The organism is Algiphilus sp. (assembly GCF_965216485.1).
GTDB lineage: Bacteria > Pseudomonadota > Gammaproteobacteria > Nevskiales > Nevskiaceae > Algiphilus.
In genome coordinates, this window is sequence record NZ_OZ244162.1 from 96,075 (window position 1) to 112,402 (window position 16,328).

A 16,328-nucleotide genomic window follows, 5' to 3' on the forward strand; every position below is an offset into this window, starting at 1 on the left:
ACAGGGCCGCTCCATGCGTTCCTGACGCGCCTGATAGGTCTCGGTAGTTTTTCTGCGGTTGCGAACAGATCTGATCTCAGTATGTGCCTCGCTATTGAGGCTCGCCTCCACCGCTCGATAGACTGCAGGAAGGCAGCCTCAACAGCGCCACGAACAAGCAGCGGGACGCTCTGCTAAGAATGCATGGGTGCTCGGTCTTAGCCGGTACATAATTCGGGAGACATAGTGGGCAGGCCGTACGAACATGAACTAGCTGCGCTTTACACGACAACCTCAGAGGTCTTCGCCACGGACCTCTCACCACTCCAGAGGGTCATCGCGGACGGCGCTAGTCGCGGCCTCATCGTTGTCGCCTCCGGTGGATCTACAACTTCAGCCAGCTTGGCTGCTGACCTTCATATGGCAGCAGTAGGAAATCTGGCCCGAGCGATGTCTCCGCTTGAGTTCCGAGCTCTCGAGGCGCTTGCAAATTCGAACGTGTGGCTCATTAGTGCTGGCGGCGAAAACCACGACATCCTCGATGCCGCACGGCATGCTTTCTTATCTGGCGCTCACTCTGTCACTGCGATCGTTGCTAGCCGGCAGTCGAAGTTGTCCGACCTTGTCGAACAGCACGAGTCGGGGCGCGTGATCACTCTTGAGTTGACATGCGGGAAAGACGGTTTTCTTGCAACCAATAGCCTTTGGGGGACGTGTTTGCTCTTGGTGAGAGCCTTCCGTGCCGTGTTCTCCAGCGCGGAGAGAGGGGTCGAGGCCCCGGATGCGCAAGCGATGATCACCTGGGCACGCAACGCGGTTACGGAACAATTCAAACCGTGCAGCAACCTTGTGTTGATTGGAGATCCAAGCACATTGGTCGGGGCCCGCGATTTAACCATGAGGGCCGAGGAAGCGGCGCTCGCTTCTATCTGGGCCACTGACCTGCGAAACCTGGGCCATGGCCGTCATTATTGGTTCGCGGCTCATGGCCGCAATGCGTGCGCCTACTTCCTGGTTTCAGAGGAATACACCGGTTTTGCTAACAAGTGCGCCGAATTGATCGGCACTGGCAGTCCGGCGACCGTAGTTACGATTCCAGGTGATTCTGATTCCAGGATGCTAAGCGCGATCGCCTTCTCCCTCTACGCCGCTGGAGCGCTGGGTGCACATATACGCCGTGACCCTGGCCGTCCCGGCGTACCGAAGTTTGGGGAGTCCCTGTACAACCTTCGGATGCCCTATCAGGAGCGGGCGGCCTCATACGATCGTGAACAGCGCATTATTGCCGCCAAGCTAGGCATGGCCCCGACCGACGCGCTGCTAGAACGCGACGCCTATGAGCAATGGAAGCTACATTTGCGTGGTTTCGAAGAGAGGCTGAGAGGGGCAAGCGTCCGAGCTCTCATTTTCGATTATGACGGCACGCTGATCGACACAACTCGAAGATTCGAGCCCCTCGCCGCGCCCATCGTCGAAGAGTTGATCCGCGTACTCAATGCCGGCCAAACAGTCGGAATTGCGACGGGCCGGGGCGATTCCTGTGGCGAAGCCCTGCGGGCGGCACTTCCCAAGCATCTTTGGGCTAAAGTGACCATTGGGTACTACAACGGTTCGTTGATAAGGCGCCTTGACGATACTTCTTTCCTGGAAAAGGAAGCGAGCGAGCAAATTATGAACGTTCGCCGACGGATAGAGGATATCGCGCCTTCAGGCCGAAGGGCATCGATCCGGACGTACGAGAAACAGTGTTCGGTCACGTTCTATGACGGACGAAGTGTCGAACAAGGTTGGATGGAAGTTTCCGCCGTCTTGGCCAGCTTGATTGACAATCAAATGGTTAAGGTTTGGAAATCGTCGCATTCGGTCGATATCGTGTTATCCGATGTTTCGAAGACTGCCGTGGTAGATGCTATCGCCCAACAGCTCGGCTGCACCGTCGAGAACATCGTATGCATCGGCGACCAAGGTCGATGGCCAGGCAACGACACTGAATTGCTAGGAAACCCTCTTTCCCTTTCCGCCGACCGTTGCTCCTTCACTCCCGACCGCTGCTGGAACCTAGCGGGGTTTCCTCGGAGGCAACTCGCCTCAACACTTGCCCAACTCCGCCTATTCGATGGAGGACCTGGGCGACCGTTCGCATATCGAGGTGAACTCAGTGAATAACGAAGTGGCACTCGAACTGTTAGCGAAAGTGATGGACTGGCAGCTTGATAAAGCGGTTGACGAGATGCGGTGGTGGAAACTGATCTCAGCCGTCAAATACGATGGTTACCGTGACTTCCTCGCGGGTGCGCGATTTCTTGAAAGCCTCGTGGGCTGGTTGCTGCAGTTCAGCGAGGAAGATAGAGAGGCGGCATACAAGTTCGCTCGCCACCGCTTGGTCTACGTCAGCGCGCTTGAACGAGAACGGTTGATCCAAGCGATGTATCCCCGGACGGTCTACCCCAGACTACTGAAGGCAGTTGCCAATAAAGCGCAAATCCCACCATGGAAAGTCCATAAGAGTGGCGAGCTCATGAAGCAGGTGAGGATTGCGAGACGTAGAACTCTGTTTCTGGGGCTTAGCGATGGCGCACGTCTTGACTCGTTCCGTCACGCCAACGTGGGGGGCCGTATCTCGAATGAACAAGTTGTCATGGGCGCCCAGCTGGACAAGCGCAAATGGGCTGATCTGAAGAAGGATCTGACGCGCGACCTACAGCACCTCGGGGCGGACATCGAGCCCACTTTCGACTGCATTTACCTAGTGGACGACTTTTCAGCTTCTGGGACGTCATTTCTGCGGAACGAAGGATCCGATGAAGGCGCGGACTGGAAGGGCAAGCTGCCCCGGTTTTTAGAGCCGCTTGGATTCAATGAGGACCCAATACAGGCAGATAATTGGAGACTCATCGTGCATCACTTGATGATTACGGATAAAGCGTGTAAGCACTTACAGGATAGCATTCAAGAGTTTATGGCCTGCGCGGATGAATGCTTGCCCCGGTTTAGTGACTACGAGGTGACTTACGGGCATAAATTTTCAGAGCGCCTTCCAGTGCAAGAGGGTTGCCCGCTGGACGAAGAGGTAATCCCGCTTACAGATGACTACTACGACAACGCGATTGAGACGCCAGCCACTCGCAAGGGGGGTGTTGACCACTTAGGTATGGGCTATGCGGCTTGCGGCTTGCCTTTGGTGTTGGACCACAACACACCCAACAACTCCCTTGCGATGCTGTGGGCGGAGTCTGCGGGCAAGAACGGAAGCCATCAGATGCGCCCGTTATTTCGCCGTCGGCAACGCCACGAGTAACAGCCTTGCCAAATCCATTTAAACATCGCGCCAGCGAATATCAGGGCAACGAGTTCGAATTCCTGGCGACGTTGACACCCTCACTGTTCCGCATGACTCTCGACGAGTACAAGGACCCTGAGGACCTGTTAACAAGGGTAGTAGTGTTTAGCGCCCCCCCGGGTACGGGTAAGACCACGCTTTCTCGCTTCTTCCAGTTCGCGACACTTTCTCGACTTCTCGATAAACAACGCCGTAGTCCGGACAAGCAACATGAAGAGCTGCTCCAACTCGCGTCTGAGCGAGGATTTATATCGCACGAACGTGTTTCTGTTTGCGGTGCGCGAGTTTCGCTTGAGCGTGACTACCGAGACCTAGCGCTATTGGGATATCGCCAGGAAACGGCAGATACCCTTCTACTTAGTCTTCTCGGTGCCCGTGCAGTTCTGTCGTGGCGACGTGGCTTCCAAGATGCTGGATTAAGCCTCAATTCTATTCGCGTCGTACCGACCAGCGAGGGTAGTGCCCGACTTGATTCAATCGGCGGTAGCAACTTTCAAAGCATCGTTGAACGTGCGGAATTCGTCGAGTCACGCCTTTTTCAACTGACGACGCGTTTTGTTCCGCCTAACGAGGAGGAGCTACTCGAATCTATACGATCTTCGTTCCTTCCTTTGGTGGCCATTTCTCGTTTCGAGCTCCCAGATAATCACGGGCAGGTCCTACCACTGTTGATGATGGATGACGCCCACTCCATTAGTCGCGAGCAACACGACGCCCTCTTGAACCACCTATCCAGTCGAGAAGTCGTTATTGGGCGTTGGGTTCTACAACGAATGGAAGCATTAGATGCTGAAGGTGTAATCGCCTGGGGGGACGAAACAAGACCTAATCCTACAAGTGGCCTGCAAAGGAGCCGGTCCGTTCTCGATATTCGAATGACCCAGTCTTACGATGAGGCGAGAGGCGCCGTTCGTAAGCGGTTTCGGAAAGCAGTAGCTGAGTTGGTATCCCGCAATATTGCGCAAATGCCGAACCTGACAAGGTTGGGCATCACCATTCCCAACTTAGAGGAGCGGAGCGAGCCGACGGATAAGCAGCTCGAAAAGCTGAACAAGCGTATGGAAAGCGCGATTTCGCAATTGGAGCTACCCCCCGCACAAGTAAAGCAAATCGTCGATGGCGTCAGAGAGTATCTGCGAGAGAAGCCGCAGTACAGCTCGAACGGACTACTTCCCCCGATGGCAACAATTCTCTTGCACCGCCAGTTCAAACGCACCCCCCAGAGGTCGTTGTTCGACGAGAGTTCACAGCCTGAACTAGCGGAAGAGGTACAAGTTGCCGCTGATCCCGGTATTCTCGCCGGAGCACAAGTTCACGCGTGGCACCGGGCCGGCCTTTCCTACCTAGGGGCCTTGATACGCTAGCAGATCTCGGCAGCGAGAACGCTGAAACAGCCCTCCAACTTGCCTGGCAGATTATTCGATTACTTGAGGCTTCGTTGATCGCGTATGACCGCCGCGGGTCCACGGCACTGAGCGTCAATGACCAACACGAAGCGCTCCGACGCGAATCCGAGCGAATTCTTAGCGAATGGAGCTTCCCTTATGCGGTCGAGGTGCGTCGACTCGTGGATCGAATTGCACGACGGTGCGTTGATCGTAGCTTGGAAGACTCAGCGCCGCTTGGCGGTGGTGCGCACGCAATAGGAATTGACCAAGAGAAATTCGGCGCCGTGCTTGAAGAACCCCGATTCCGCGAGGTATTGCGCTTTGCGTGTGGGTACAACGCTCTTGTACTGACACCTGGGAGAAGAGCCAAGGGCAAGATCTGGACATTACTCGAACTCTGCGGTCCTGCGATAGCGGCCCATGGATTGACGACCAGTCGAGGCGGATTCATTCCGCTAAAGGTGAACGAACTGATTGCCATGATCGACGAGGCGGAGTAATGAATAGTTGCCGCTGGGAAGAAGGACTGGCACACCTCGGCGAAGAAGTCCCCGAATTCCTGGATTCATTATTGTCCGATGGGACCAGGAACGTCCTTTACATCGCGGGAGCTGGCTTTGATCCGCGGTCATCGCAATTGCCAAGTATAGTTGCGAAGAACGGGGTTTCACGCCGAGGAATCTTTATAAGAGAAGAGCGTCCGAACCCCGATTACGAACTGGTGAGGCGCGGCGACGATAACGCAGAGGTGCTTGGACGCCTATATCCAACCTCCGATGTTATCTCTGTGCACATATTCGATGAGGAACACGCCGTTGTCGGCGGGCAAAGTGTTTGCCTGAAGATCCGGGACTGCCTCTCGGATTCTCAACTAAACGAATTTACCGACGTCATTGTTGACATATCAGCCCTTTCAATTGGCGTGAGCTTTCCAATAGTGGGGCTGCTTTTTGAGAAGCTTGACCAACAGGACAGAATCAATCTGCATGTTGTTGCAGCTGCTTCACCGCAATCTGGGCAATTCGCCGAGATTGCGGAGTTTGCAGAACGTTATCAGCACCCTAAAGGTTTTAAGGGCGACCGGTCGGAAGCGGACGACACTGTTCGGCTTTGGTTGCCACAGCTCACTTCGGCAAAGAAACGTGCCTTTTCTAACCTTTACAAGGAATTAGAGCCTAGAGAAGTCTGCCCAATTTTTCCTTTTCCCTGCCATGAGCCGCGCCAGGTTGAGCAACTGCTTGAGGACTTCAGTGGTGAGCTCACCGACGAATGGGGTGTGGACTTGCATCAGATGCTCTTTGCTGCAGAACACGACCCGCTTGATCTTTATAGAACCATCGCTCGCGTGCATGTCACGCGCAAGGATGTGTACGACCGAGCGGGGCGTTTGTCAGCAACGGTCTTGTCACCAATAGGGTCCAAAGCGCAGGCAATCGGGGCCTTGATGGCTGCACTGGAGTTCGACCTGCCGGTGGCTTACGTCGAGGCGCGTCGCTTCGTTCCAAGTCAAGAGCCATGCTCTGGAGAATTGGACTCGACGCGACTTGTTCATGTTTGGCTCCTTGGGGAGGTGTATCCTCTACACAGGTCAGGAGCGTCAAATGACACTTGAGCATGTAGCCATCGGTACGCCGAGAAGCGCCCTCGTCACCGGGTTTGTCGCGCTCGACGTATTGCATGTTGATGGGGCCGCTCGGGGCTCTCGTTACCGCGCGGGGGGAACTGCAGGCAATGTTGCAGCCATTCTAGGGGCGCTTGGGTGGGGAACGACGATCGCAGGCCCAAGGCGTGGGTCGTTAGTTTCCAACTTGGCGGTTGGTGACTTCGAACGCTGTGGGGCGGTTTATCATGAGTTGTACGATCAAGATTTCCCCGTCGTCGTCGAACATTTGCAACGCGGTGAATCGCACCGTTTCTCATTCAGTTGTCCGACCTGTGGGCATGGGTTCCCTACTTTCCGGCGAAGCACATCCCCCCTCCCGGAGCTTGCCTCCTTATTGCAAGGCCGGGACGTCTTCTTCGTAGATCGCTTATTTCCAGGAGTGGTTGAAGCAGCTTTCGCTGCGCGAGAACGTGGAACCGTGGTCGTTTATGAGCCCTCGGATCCTGCGGATCAGCCTTGGTCGGCCGAGATGCTAGCCACCGCAGATATAGTTAAGTATTCGTCAGACAGGGAGAAGAAAATGCCCTGGTTAACCGATGGGTCCGATTCATTGGTCGTGAGGACAGAAGGGGCTAAAGGCGCGGCATGGCGCTGGCGCGACATCTCAGTCGAAGACTGGCGCACGCTTCCCGCTAGCCCTGCCGCAAATGTGGTTGATACCTGCGGAGCCGGCGACTGGATGACTGCAGGTTTACTGATGGGCATGTTTGAACTCATGAGCGCTCACCGACAAGGTATAAGCCCGCAAGAGGTCGACCGAGAAGTGCTTGCAGCACAAAAGCTCGCGTCGTGGAGTTGCAGGTTCGCGGGTGCTCGGGGTGCTCTTTACGAAGCAGGCGCGCGCGAGGCGCTTCGTCACCTATCCGGCGATCGATCATTAGTATCCGCGGTCGATAGTCATGCCCTCGTGGAACCGGTAGAAGCCATTGAGTCTTGCGTGGTGTGCACCGGAGCGTGACTCAATCACCGTGCTCCTACGGCGCCAACAAGTCCGCCAAATCTCTGAGGGCCGCAGCTAGTTGACGGGCTGTCAACGGCTGTTGCGCGACGCGCTCCGAGATTAAGTGCCGGGCGACCTCCGTAGACTTTTTCCTGCACGTCAAATAATTAAAAATCTCTACTAGAGTTGGCGTCTCTCGCGGCGGCTCACTGTTCAGAGCTGCACCTACGGCGCTGGCGGAGCGGCCGGTCGCCTTAGTTAAAGCACTGTTAGTTATCCCATTCTCATCCATCAGACGCCTTGCTACAGCTTGCATCCTGGCGGCAGCTTCACTTTCTGGTGCTGAGGGACGACCTACTTTGGCCACGTCTAGTCACATTTGTCACTCTATTAAAAATAGTTTACTCTTATCCTACGCCAATTAGCAATCGCCGACATGGACGAGATTCGCTTTTACCGAGCAAACGAGCGGCCCTACGGTGCCTTCAGCAACCTGTACAGGCGAGAAGTTGAGTTCGAAGGGGAGGTATTTCCTACCGCTGAGCATGCCTATCAGGCAGGAAAAGCGCGCAAGCAAGCCGTTAGGGATTGGTTAATGGCCGCGCCGACACCTGCCTTGCTGGCGATGGCTGCTCACGGACTCTACTATTGGGATATTGCGCCAGGCTGGTCCAAGAACAAGTTCGACCGAATGAAGCGCGTGCTACGCGCCAAATTCGCCCAACACGAGGACCTGCGTGAGCTGCTGCTCGCGACAGGCTCCGCAAGACTGGTTGAATCCGCCATGGTCGACAACGAGGTCAACAGGCTGTGGGGCGAAGTTAACGGCGCTGGCAAGAACATGCTCGGCACGCTTCTTATGGAAGTGAGAGATGAACTGGTCGCTGGCGACGCTATCGAGGAAACCGAGAAACGGCGCAGAACCTGTGCCGCCTGAGCCTCGGCTCGCGCTTACAGATGGAGTACCCCCGCCCCTGAAAAGCGGACACAATGCACCGAGTATTCAGGGGCCATTTTAATTCCGCGGGCCCACAACGACAGGTGGCGGACAGCTAATAGGGCGGAGCCCCCCACGGCCATCCGATGAACCAGCCCCAGTAGCAGCCGCAAGGCAGAGGAACATCCTAGGCTCTCAAGTCGATCAGCCTCTCGGCCAATGCTATGAAGCCGAGCCGAGACACTGCGCAAGTGCAATTGACGCATCAAGGCGATTGGTATAGAGCTAAGTGCGCTGAGACTGCGTGAGCCTCTGAACGGGTGTATTCACGCCCGTGTGTGCTGGATAGCGCCCGTCAGCGTTGGGCCTTCGCCTTGATGAGGGACTGGATCTTTTCCTTCTGGGCATCGTCTCCGCTCTGAGTGTTGATCAGAATCAGCTGGCGCGCAAACTCCTGGATGCGCTTTCCGCTGATGTGGTTGTGGCCACCAATCAGATCTCCGTCAACCAGGATGTTCATGTACGGGTTTCGCGCGGCTGTTTTGTTGTTCCGCTCGAGGACTGCCCCATGGAAGGCGATGCTGCCGCCTGGTTGATCGTCTCGCCATCCCTTATTTGACATTCACAAAGGTCGCTAGCTCCTGTAGGTCCTGCGCGATGGCAACGCCCCCGTCAATGCGAGTTTCCTGCTGATTGCGCGCCCGAAGATAATGGGTCCGATAAGGCGCGAAATGCCCTACGGCAGTCACGTTGGCATCGCCCTGATCGATCGATTGGGTATCCTCGATCACCGGGTTGTAGCGCTCAACCTCGCGCTCATGCTCGAACATCGTGGAAAGGTAGGCAGGTCACCCTTTTATGCAAGGGCATCCAGAGTGGAGTGTAGGTTCAGGGGCTAGGGCGTACCGGCATCAAGAAACATGATCGACCTAGTTCAACGTGCAGCTCGACTACGCGGAAGCAGAAACGCCTGACGTTATTCGTCAACACGACCGCCCAGCACTGAGCGCATGTGCAGCGATCATCGTGTCTTGCGACCCGTTAGGTGTCCCGCGTCGGCGGTGTAACGCCCCCAGGAAGCACGGCATGCAGCGGCGCCAGGAACGCCTGAAACCGTTGCACGCGCTAAGGCTCTCTGGCCTGGCGACTACGCCTTGCATGAGAGTTCTGCATAGGTGACGACAGACACGAAGATTTCGTGGCCCGAGAAAGCAGCCCGTTCCAGCAGCTGGATTAACGACATCGGCGCATTACGGATGCTGCAACTGCTGGTACCGGTGTCCAGCATGTAGCGCATCATCAGCACTCCGAATCAGGTCAATACCAATCCCCGGGCGCTCGGACAAAAAGTAGTCACCAACATCCGGAGCATCCATCAATGCGCTCCAGCTGGGGCGCTTTGGCTCAATGACAAGTCGAGAACCCACTCGGTACGTGAGCACCTCTTCGACATCACCCAACTCCATCTCCTTCGGTAATCGCACAGATTGATTGCGGCCGTTGCGGAATAGTTGCGCGGTTCGCGGCGGGGAATCAGACATGGCGAAGAAGTCCAAATTATCCAGTTCGGTCTGGTGCACCTGCGCGCCGTCCATTCTGTCGCTCATGGGCCTGTTCCAATGTTGACATAGGGTAAACACCAGACTCCTGCCTTCAGCCCTCAGCAAAATTTATGGGTATCCGGAATACAGAGTGGGTTCGATGGCAGGGCCGAGTACGACATATAACCTGTAAACCAGAATGGAATGTGGGAAATCCCTGTACGCGTGTCGTCTCGTGAACTGGAACACAGCGTGGAGTTCTGTCGCGTCAGCACTGAGAATGACGAAAACGAAGCAGGCCACACTGGCTGAAAAGAGTGCCCATATCCCAGAAAAGACGATGCAGCCCCGACATGAAGTGCAAAGCCGTTGAGTTGTAAAGTCATGCAGTTCGCAGCGCCGCCCAGGTCGCATGGCATATCGGCATACACCTCGATTTGGTCACTCGATGCGGTCGAGAAAGCGACGCGCACGGCGACCTGCGCCTTTAAAAGAGGGTAATGCCCGAATCTTTCCAGCCATGTCGCGGAAGGGCGCCTAGCCACGGTTGGGGGTTTGTGCATGCTTCAGATCAAGGACTTCAATTCGATATCCGGATCACGCAACGCTTGCGCTTTGACCTCCCTGTGTTGGTAGACGAGTTTCTTACCCACCATGAAAGCCATAGGCAGATTGACCGCGTCCACGGCAATGAGATGACCTTCGCGCAGATAGAACACCGCGAATGCCTCGTCCTCGGGCTTGCCACGTACTACCCGCTCATCATGAGCGTGGGACAACCCCACCATCTGCAGGCGCACGTCATACTGATTCGACCAGAACCAGGGTGCGGCATCGTAGGGCCTGTCCTCTCCCATCAGGGTCGCCGCCGCGGTACGGGCCTGATCGACCGCGTTGGCGACTGACTCCATCCGCTGCGTTTGTTCAAAGAAAAGATTTCTGTGGCGGGTGCAGTCACCGATTGCCAGGATATCGGGATCGTTAGTACGCGTATATTCGTCCACGAGAATACCGTCGTCACAAGGCAGGCCGGCGGCTTCGGCCAGAGCGGTTTCCGGTGCGATGCCGACCGAAACGAGCACAAAATCGGCCGGTACGGTCGTGCCGTCGGCCAGTGTTACGCCGGCCACGTAGCCGTGGTTGCCGGCCTCGAAGCCGGTGACCGCCGTGTCCAGGCGCACATCCACTCCGGCACCTCGGTGCTTGGCATAAAAGAACGCGGAGATTTCCGGGCCTGTGACCCGTTGCATGAGTCGCTCGGCGGCTTCCAGCACCGTGACCTTGAGGCCTGCCTTGACGGCGATGGCGGCCACCTCCAGGCCGATGTAGCCGCCGCCAACGATGACCAGACTCTTCCCCGGGACGAATTGTTCACGAAGGGCATCCGAGTCAGCGATGTCGTGCAGATAATGAAGGCCTTTCAAGTCGGCCCCTTGCGCGTTCAGGTATCGAACACGAGATCCCGTGGCCAGGACAAGTTGACCGTATTTCAACGTACTCTGGTCCGATAGCGTGATGGTCTTGTTGTCCCGGTCTATGTGCTCGGCGCGCTCCCCGAGCCGAAGCTGGTAGCCCGCGTCGTCGTACACCGAACGCGGCTTTAGGTACAGAGACTCCTGATCAATCTCTCCTGCCAGATAATTCTTGGACAGAGGTGGTCGCTGGTAGGGCGGATGGGGCTCCTCGCCCACCAGAACCACCTCCTGTTGATATTTCTTTTGCAGCAAGGTTGTCAGGAGCGCGCCTGCCGCGTGCCCGCCTCCAACGATGACCGTCGCATCTTGGCGTCTGTTCGCCATAGCCTCTCTCTTTGACTGTTCCTGGGGATTGGATCGTTCAGGCCTCGAATTGCCAATCGGGACGAGCACAAGGTCGGGGCGCCTGGTGTGGTGCTGTCAACCGCGCCCACCGCTACAACACACGCGGCGCTCAGCCGCCACTGGCCTCCGCATCCTCGAGCAGCATCGCCGCGCCCTTCTCGCCTATCATGGTCGCCGGCTGGTTGGTGTTACCTCCGACCAGCGTCGGCATGATGGAGGCATCGACCACCCGCAGGCGTTGCAGACCATGCACGCGCAGACGCGGATCGACCACCGCCATCGGATCGACGCCCATCTTGCAGGTGCCGACAGGGTGATACGCCGACTCCCCGCTGCGCCGCGCCCAGTCGGCGAGGTCGTCGTCGTTCTGCAGTGCCGGCCCCGGCGACATCTCGACCTCGTGGTGCGGGGCGAAAGACGGCTGCGCCAGAATACTGCGCACCAGGCGCACCCCGCGCACGAGCCGCTCGACGTCGGCGGACTCGGCCATGTAGTTGGGATCGATCAGCGGCGCCGCGAACGGATCTGCACTGTGCAGGCCGACGCGGCCGCGCGACGATGGCCTGAGTCCGTAGATCATCACTGCATAGCCGTAGCCACTCATGGCGGTCTTCAGGTCCCGCCCGTGGTCGGCGTACAGCATGGGTGCGAAGTGAAGTTGCAGATCGGGTATCGGCTCCCCCGGCCGGGACCGGATGAACCCACCGGCCTCGGCGCCGTTGCTCGACAGCACACCGCGGCGGCCGCTCATGTACTGCAGCAGCGCCCACAGGCCCTTGAGCCAGTAGCTCGGATGCATTGAGATGCTCTGGCGGCTGCGTGATTTGACACGCACGAACACGTCGATATGGTCTTGCAGATTCAGTCCCACGCCTTCCAGCGCGTGGCGCAGCTTGATGCCGTGCCGGGCCAATTCCTCGCGTGGGCCGATTCCGGACAGCATCAGCAGCTGCGGCGTATTGAACGCGCCACCGCAGAGCACAACTTCGCGCTTGGCGCGGACCTGCGCCAGCCCCGCCGGGTCCCGATACTCGACCCCGGTAGCGTGGGTGCCTTCGAGCAGCACACGGGTAACGTGGGCGCTACTGCGGACAGTCAGGTTGGAACGGCCCGCTACGGGTTCGAGATAGGCGCGCGCATTGCTGCAGCGCGCGCCGTCCTTCTGGTACGCGTAGTAGAAACCCACGCCCTCCTGCTCATGACCGTTGAAATCCGGATTGCGTCGGTACCCCGCCTGCGCCGCCGCGCCGACGAATGCCGTGCTCAACGGATTGGTATAGCGTCTCTCGGCCACATTGAGCGGACCACCCTGGCCATGGAAGGCTGCCTCATCCGGGGTCACCTTCGGCTCGAAATGTTCTGACCTGCGGAAATACGGCAGCACGTCGGCGTACGACCAACCATCGCAACCCAGCCGTGCCCACTCGTCGTAGTCCCAGGCATGGCCACGGATATACACCTGCGCGTTCATGCCGCTGGACCCACCGAGCATCTTGCCCCGCGGCTGGAACAACGCACGGTCGTGCATGTGCCGCTGCGGTTCGGTATTGAACTGCCAGTTGTAGCGACGGCTGAACATCAGCTGCAGAAAGCCCAGCGGTGTGTTCACGAAAGGATTGCGGCGACTCTCCGGACCGGCTTCGAGCAGCAGCACCGAATGGCGGCCGCTCTCGGAGAGGCGGTTGGCGACGGCGCATCCGGCCGAGCCGCCGCCAACCACCACATAATCGAATGGTCCGGAGGCCATACTGGTTTACACCGTGCCTCAACCTTTGGGCGTCAGTTTGACCATCAGCTTGGAATAGCCTCGCACGAAGTTCGACTGAACCCGCTCGGGTTCGCCGACAACTTCGATGTTGTCGAAGCGCTTGATGAGTTCTTCCCACAGGATGCGCAACTGCAATTCGGCCAGACGGTTGCCCATGCAACGGTGGATGCCATAGCCGAACGAAAGATGGTTGCGCGCGCCCTTGCGGTCGATGATGAAGTCATCCGGGTTGTCGAACTTGCGCTCGTCCCGATTGCCCGAGGCGAACCACATCAGCACGCGATCCCCCTTCTTGATGGTCTGGCCACGCAGTTCCACGTCCTGTGTCGCCACCCGGCGCATGTGCGCCAGCGGAGTTTGCCAGCGGATGATTTCCGAAACCATGTTGGGAATCAGCTCCGGGTTGGCCTTGAGCTTGGCGAATTCCTCGGGAAACTGATTCAGGGCAAGCACGCCGCCGCTCATCGAGTTACGCGTGGTGTCATTGCCACCAACGATAAGCAGCGCCAGATTGCCGATAAACTCCATCGGACGATTGATCATGTCCTTGGTATCGTCGCTGCTCTGCAACAGGCTGATCAGATCAAAACTGGGCGCTTCACCGGCCGCACGTCGTGCCTCCTTGTCGCGCCACAGCTGGGAAAAAGCCCAGGCCATGTCTGCGGCGGCATCGAACATGTTGTCTTCATCGTCGAACTCGCCACCGGTCGCTGCTGTGGTGCCGGCCATACGATCCGACCAGTCAACCAGCTTATGACGCTCCTCGTACGGAAAATCCAGGAGTGTGGCTAGCATGCGGCCCGTCAGCTCCTTCGATACCGCTGGCACCCAGTTGAATGGTTGATCGAGGGGCAGGTTGTCGAGCACTTCGCCGGTGCGCTGGCGGATGAGTCCTTCCATTTCCTTCAGGTTCTGCGGCGCCACCACGCCCTGCACAGAGCGGCGCTGCACGTCATGCTTGGGCGGGTCCATGGCGATAAACATCTCTACCGGCATCCCTTCCGGAAAATCGCCCAGCACGATAATCGGCTCGGAGGAGAACAGCTCGTGGTTCTTGTCCACGAACAGGATGTCTTCGTAGCGCGTCACCGACCAGAACGGGCCAAAGGGACTGTGCTTCTGATAATGCACCGGCGCTTCGTCACGCAGGCGCTTGAAGTAGGCCCGCCATTGGTCTTGCCGGTACAGAAACGGGTTGCTGGTGTCGATGTCTTCGAGCGCCAACGTGTTGACATCGGGAACCGGGGCTTCGAAGAAGTGGACCGGGGGGCGTCGCGGGCCGATAACCTTCTTCTTTGCCGTTACCAGAAACTTGAGTGCCCGGATCTGCAGGTGCATCGGCACCACTCTGGATGTGGCGTTGACCAGCTTGGTCTGGACTACATCGCTCATCTGCAATTCTGTTGACATGGCGTCCTCCAGTGCTTACATCTGAAATTCGGGCAGACGGACGGTCATGCCGTCCATCGCCTCGGTGGTTTGAACCTGGCAGCCCAGACGCGAGGTTTTTGCCAGCTCCGGGGTCATCGACAGCATCTGCTGTTCGTCATCACCCGGCGTGCCAGTCTTGTCGTACCACTCGTCCGCGACGATCACGTGGCAAGTGCCACAGGCACATTCCCCGCCACAGTCCGCATCAATGCCGGGAATCATGTTATCCACGGCGATTTGCATCAGTGAGGCGCCTGCCTTGAATTCAACGACATGCTCGGTGTCGTCGTGCTCGATAAAAGTAATTTTGCCCACGGCACTCCTCCTGTCGGTTCTGACTGCAATTTAGAGTGACTGTGTGCTAGCCCTCAGGGGAGGACATTTGTTGACATCATGGGGGCATTTAAAGACACTTGCGGGTCCGTGGAGGGCGTTATGACAACGACCAGGCAGGTGGCAGGCTTGCAAAACCCCGGAGCCGACATTCCGTCGAACTACTCAAGGCTGATCGCCCGTGAACTGGGGCTTACCGCACGACAACTGCCCAAACTGTTGCGCGGTACGGGGGTTGGCACTCGGCAATTCCTGGCTGATGACAGCCTGCTTACGTCGGACCAGCAGGTCCAGATTCTGCGCAACGCGCTGGCGCTGTCTGGCCAGCCGGACTTCGGATTACGGCTGGGTGAGCGCCTGACGCCGGCCACACACGGCGCGATGGGGTTTGCCGTTTGCAGTAGCCCTGACCTGCTCACCGCTCTACAAGCGTTTCACAAGTTCCTGCCCACGCGCGCGAGCTTCATCCACTTGCGCTTGCAACAGGCGGAAAACCACATGGAGTGCTTGTTGGATTTCCAGGCACAGCTGGATCAGGACGTTGCGCGTTGCTTGGCGGAAACGGCGGTCAAAGCATTCTTTGCAACCGGCGAATTTATCGCCGGCCGGCCCTTAGATGAGGCCGAGGCCTGTTTTGCCCACGCGGCGCCGGCTTACCGAGCCAACTACTCGGCGTATTTGCCCGGGCGAGTTTACTTCGGCTGCGATCAGTTGAAGCTCAGACTCCCTATGGCGCTGTGCAGGATGCCGAACGTATCTGCCAATAGTGAAAACTATGGCCTAGCCTTGCAGCAGTGCGAGTCCATGCTCGCTCGACTGCAGAGCCGTGAACCGGACTACCGGACCCGGCTCAAGAAAATGATGCTGTCCCACCCGCCAGGCACGCTCTGTGAAGAAGAAGCGGCAGCTGCCCTGTTCATGAGCAAACGTACCCTGGCGCGTAAACTCAAACAGGAAAACAGCGGTTTTCGGGAAATTCGCGAGGAGATTCTGTCCCGCCAGGCCGCAGGCTATTTGCGTGACAGCCAAATGTCCGTCGAGGCCATTGCCGCGCTCATGAATTACCACGACACCGCGAGTTTCAGGCGTGCCTTCAAGCGCTGGTTCGCCATGCCGCCCGAACAATTCCGGCAAAGCGCGAGTTAGCGGCCGCCCCAAGAGCACGGCGCCCGTGTCTTTAAATGCCCC

The 16,328-nt window shown here is 57.7% G+C and carries 14 protein-coding genes; 7 read left to right on the forward strand and 7 right to left on the reverse strand.

Translation table 11 applies throughout. The features are described 5' to 3' along the window. Positions 1-399: 399 nt before the first annotated feature. The 6 genes from ACOOFO_RS00410 to ACOOFO_RS00435 all read left to right on the forward strand — a co-directional run bounded on the left by ACOOFO_RS00410 (position 400) and on the right by ACOOFO_RS00435 (position 8,247). The gene (locus ACOOFO_RS00410; RefSeq protein ID WP_420427715.1) at positions 400-2,145 is read left to right on the forward strand and encodes an HAD family hydrolase; all 1,746 of its coding nucleotides are present in this window, start codon (positions 400-402) and stop codon (positions 2,143-2,145) included. Continuing rightward, the gene (locus tag ACOOFO_RS00415; protein ID WP_420427716.1) at positions 2,138-3,277 is read left to right on the forward strand and encodes a phosphoribosyltransferase-like protein; all 1,140 of its coding nucleotides are present in this window, start codon (positions 2,138-2,140) and stop codon (positions 3,275-3,277) included. The genes ACOOFO_RS00410 and ACOOFO_RS00415 overlap by 8 nt, the downstream gene beginning before the upstream one ends. A gap of 5 nt (positions 3,278-3,282) precedes the next feature. Beyond that, entirely contained in the window at positions 3,283-4,683 is a 1,401-nt protein-coding gene (locus tag ACOOFO_RS00420) for a hypothetical protein (RefSeq protein WP_420427717.1), read from the forward strand. 523 nt (positions 4,684-5,206) lie between these two features. Beyond that, a complete protein-coding gene (locus ACOOFO_RS00425; protein WP_350166152.1) occupies positions 5,207-6,319 on the forward strand; it encodes a hypothetical protein in 1,113 nt (370 codons plus the stop codon). Positions 6,320-6,890: 571 nt separating this feature from the next. Then, positions 6,891-7,328, forward strand: a complete 438-nt coding sequence (locus ACOOFO_RS00430; protein WP_350166230.1) for a PfkB family carbohydrate kinase — start codon at positions 6,891-6,893, stop codon at positions 7,326-7,328. A gap of 418 nt (positions 7,329-7,746) precedes the next feature. Beyond that, a complete protein-coding gene (locus tag ACOOFO_RS00435; RefSeq protein ID WP_350166150.1) occupies positions 7,747-8,247 on the forward strand; it encodes an NADAR family protein in 501 nt (166 codons plus the stop codon). Positions 8,248-8,602: 355 nt separating this feature from the next. On the opposite strand, the gene ACOOFO_RS00440 is transcribed toward ACOOFO_RS00435, so the two are convergent. The 7 genes from ACOOFO_RS00440 to ACOOFO_RS00470 all read right to left on the reverse strand — a co-directional run bounded on the left by ACOOFO_RS00440 (position 8,603) and on the right by ACOOFO_RS00470 (position 15,122). After that, positions 8,603-8,767, reverse strand: coding sequence for a hypothetical protein (locus ACOOFO_RS00440; protein ID WP_350166149.1), 165 nt, complete (start codon positions 8,765-8,767; stop codon positions 8,603-8,605). Between the two features lie 91 nt (positions 8,768-8,858). Then, positions 8,859-9,077 carry a hypothetical protein gene (locus tag ACOOFO_RS00445; RefSeq protein WP_350166148.1) on the reverse strand — a complete coding sequence of 73 codons (219 nt, stop codon included), beginning with the start codon at positions 9,075-9,077 and terminating at the stop codon, positions 8,859-8,861. Between the two features lie 420 nt (positions 9,078-9,497). Further along, entirely contained in the window at positions 9,498-9,854 is a 357-nt protein-coding gene (vapB, locus tag ACOOFO_RS00450) for a type II toxin-antitoxin system VapB family antitoxin (protein ID WP_350166147.1), read from the reverse strand. Positions 9,855-10,354: 500 nt separating this feature from the next. Further along, on the reverse strand, positions 10,355-11,587 hold the full coding sequence (locus ACOOFO_RS00455) for an NAD(P)/FAD-dependent oxidoreductase (protein WP_350165150.1): 1,233 nt from the start codon (positions 11,585-11,587) through the stop codon (positions 10,355-10,357). Positions 11,588-11,717: 130 nt separating this feature from the next. Next, the gene (locus ACOOFO_RS00460; protein ID WP_350165149.1) at positions 11,718-13,355 is read right to left on the reverse strand and encodes a choline dehydrogenase; all 1,638 of its coding nucleotides are present in this window, start codon (positions 13,353-13,355) and stop codon (positions 11,718-11,720) included. A gap of 18 nt (positions 13,356-13,373) precedes the next feature. Beyond that, positions 13,374-14,786, reverse strand: coding sequence for a cytochrome P450 (locus tag ACOOFO_RS00465; protein ID WP_350165148.1), 1,413 nt, complete (start codon positions 14,784-14,786; stop codon positions 13,374-13,376). Positions 14,787-14,801: 15 nt separating this feature from the next. Further along, positions 14,802-15,122: a 2Fe-2S iron-sulfur cluster-binding protein gene (locus tag ACOOFO_RS00470; protein WP_350165147.1), complete on the reverse strand. Its 321-nt coding sequence runs from the start codon at positions 15,120-15,122 to the stop codon at positions 14,802-14,804. 120 nt (positions 15,123-15,242) lie between these two features. Between ACOOFO_RS00470 and ACOOFO_RS00475 the strand changes: the two genes are divergently transcribed. Next, the gene (locus ACOOFO_RS00475) at positions 15,243-16,286 is read left to right on the forward strand and encodes an AraC family transcriptional regulator (RefSeq protein ID WP_350165146.1); all 1,044 of its coding nucleotides are present in this window, start codon (positions 15,243-15,245) and stop codon (positions 16,284-16,286) included. The last annotated feature ends 42 nt before the right edge of the window (positions 16,287-16,328 follow it).

Bases quoted from the DNA above. Each gene is read 5' to 3' on its own strand.
- ACOOFO_RS00440 (WP_350166149.1), bottom strand. From the start codon at position 8,767: ATGAACATCCTGGTTGACGGAGATCTGATTGGTGGCCACAACCACATC.
- ACOOFO_RS00455 (WP_350165150.1), bottom strand. From the start codon at position 11,587: ATGGCGAACAGACGCCAAGATGCGACGGTCATCGTTGGAGGCGGGCAC.
- ACOOFO_RS00430 (WP_350166230.1), top strand. From the start codon at position 6,891: ATGCCCTGGTTAACCGATGGGTCCGATTCATTGGTCGTGAGGACAGAA.
- ACOOFO_RS00425 (WP_350166152.1), top strand. From the start codon at position 5,207: ATGAATAGTTGCCGCTGGGAAGAAGGACTGGCACACCTCGGCGAAGAA.
- ACOOFO_RS00445 (WP_350166148.1), bottom strand. From the start codon at position 9,077: ATGTTCGAGCATGAGCGCGAGGTTGAGCGCTACAACCCGGTGATCGAG.
- ACOOFO_RS00460 (WP_350165149.1), bottom strand. From the start codon at position 13,355: ATGGCCTCCGGACCATTCGATTATGTGGTGGTTGGCGGCGGCTCGGCC.
- vapB (WP_350166147.1), bottom strand. From the start codon at position 9,854: ATGAGCGACAGAATGGACGGCGCGCAGGTGCACCAGACCGAACTGGAT.
- ACOOFO_RS00475 (WP_350165146.1), top strand. From the start codon at position 15,243: ATGACAACGACCAGGCAGGTGGCAGGCTTGCAAAACCCCGGAGCCGAC.
- ACOOFO_RS00410 (WP_420427715.1), top strand. From the start codon at position 400: ATGGCAGCAGTAGGAAATCTGGCCCGAGCGATGTCTCCGCTTGAGTTC.
- ACOOFO_RS00465 (WP_350165148.1), bottom strand. From the start codon at position 14,786: ATGTCAACAGAATTGCAGATGAGCGATGTAGTCCAGACCAAGCTGGTC.
- ACOOFO_RS00435 (WP_350166150.1), top strand. From the start codon at position 7,747: ATGGACGAGATTCGCTTTTACCGAGCAAACGAGCGGCCCTACGGTGCC.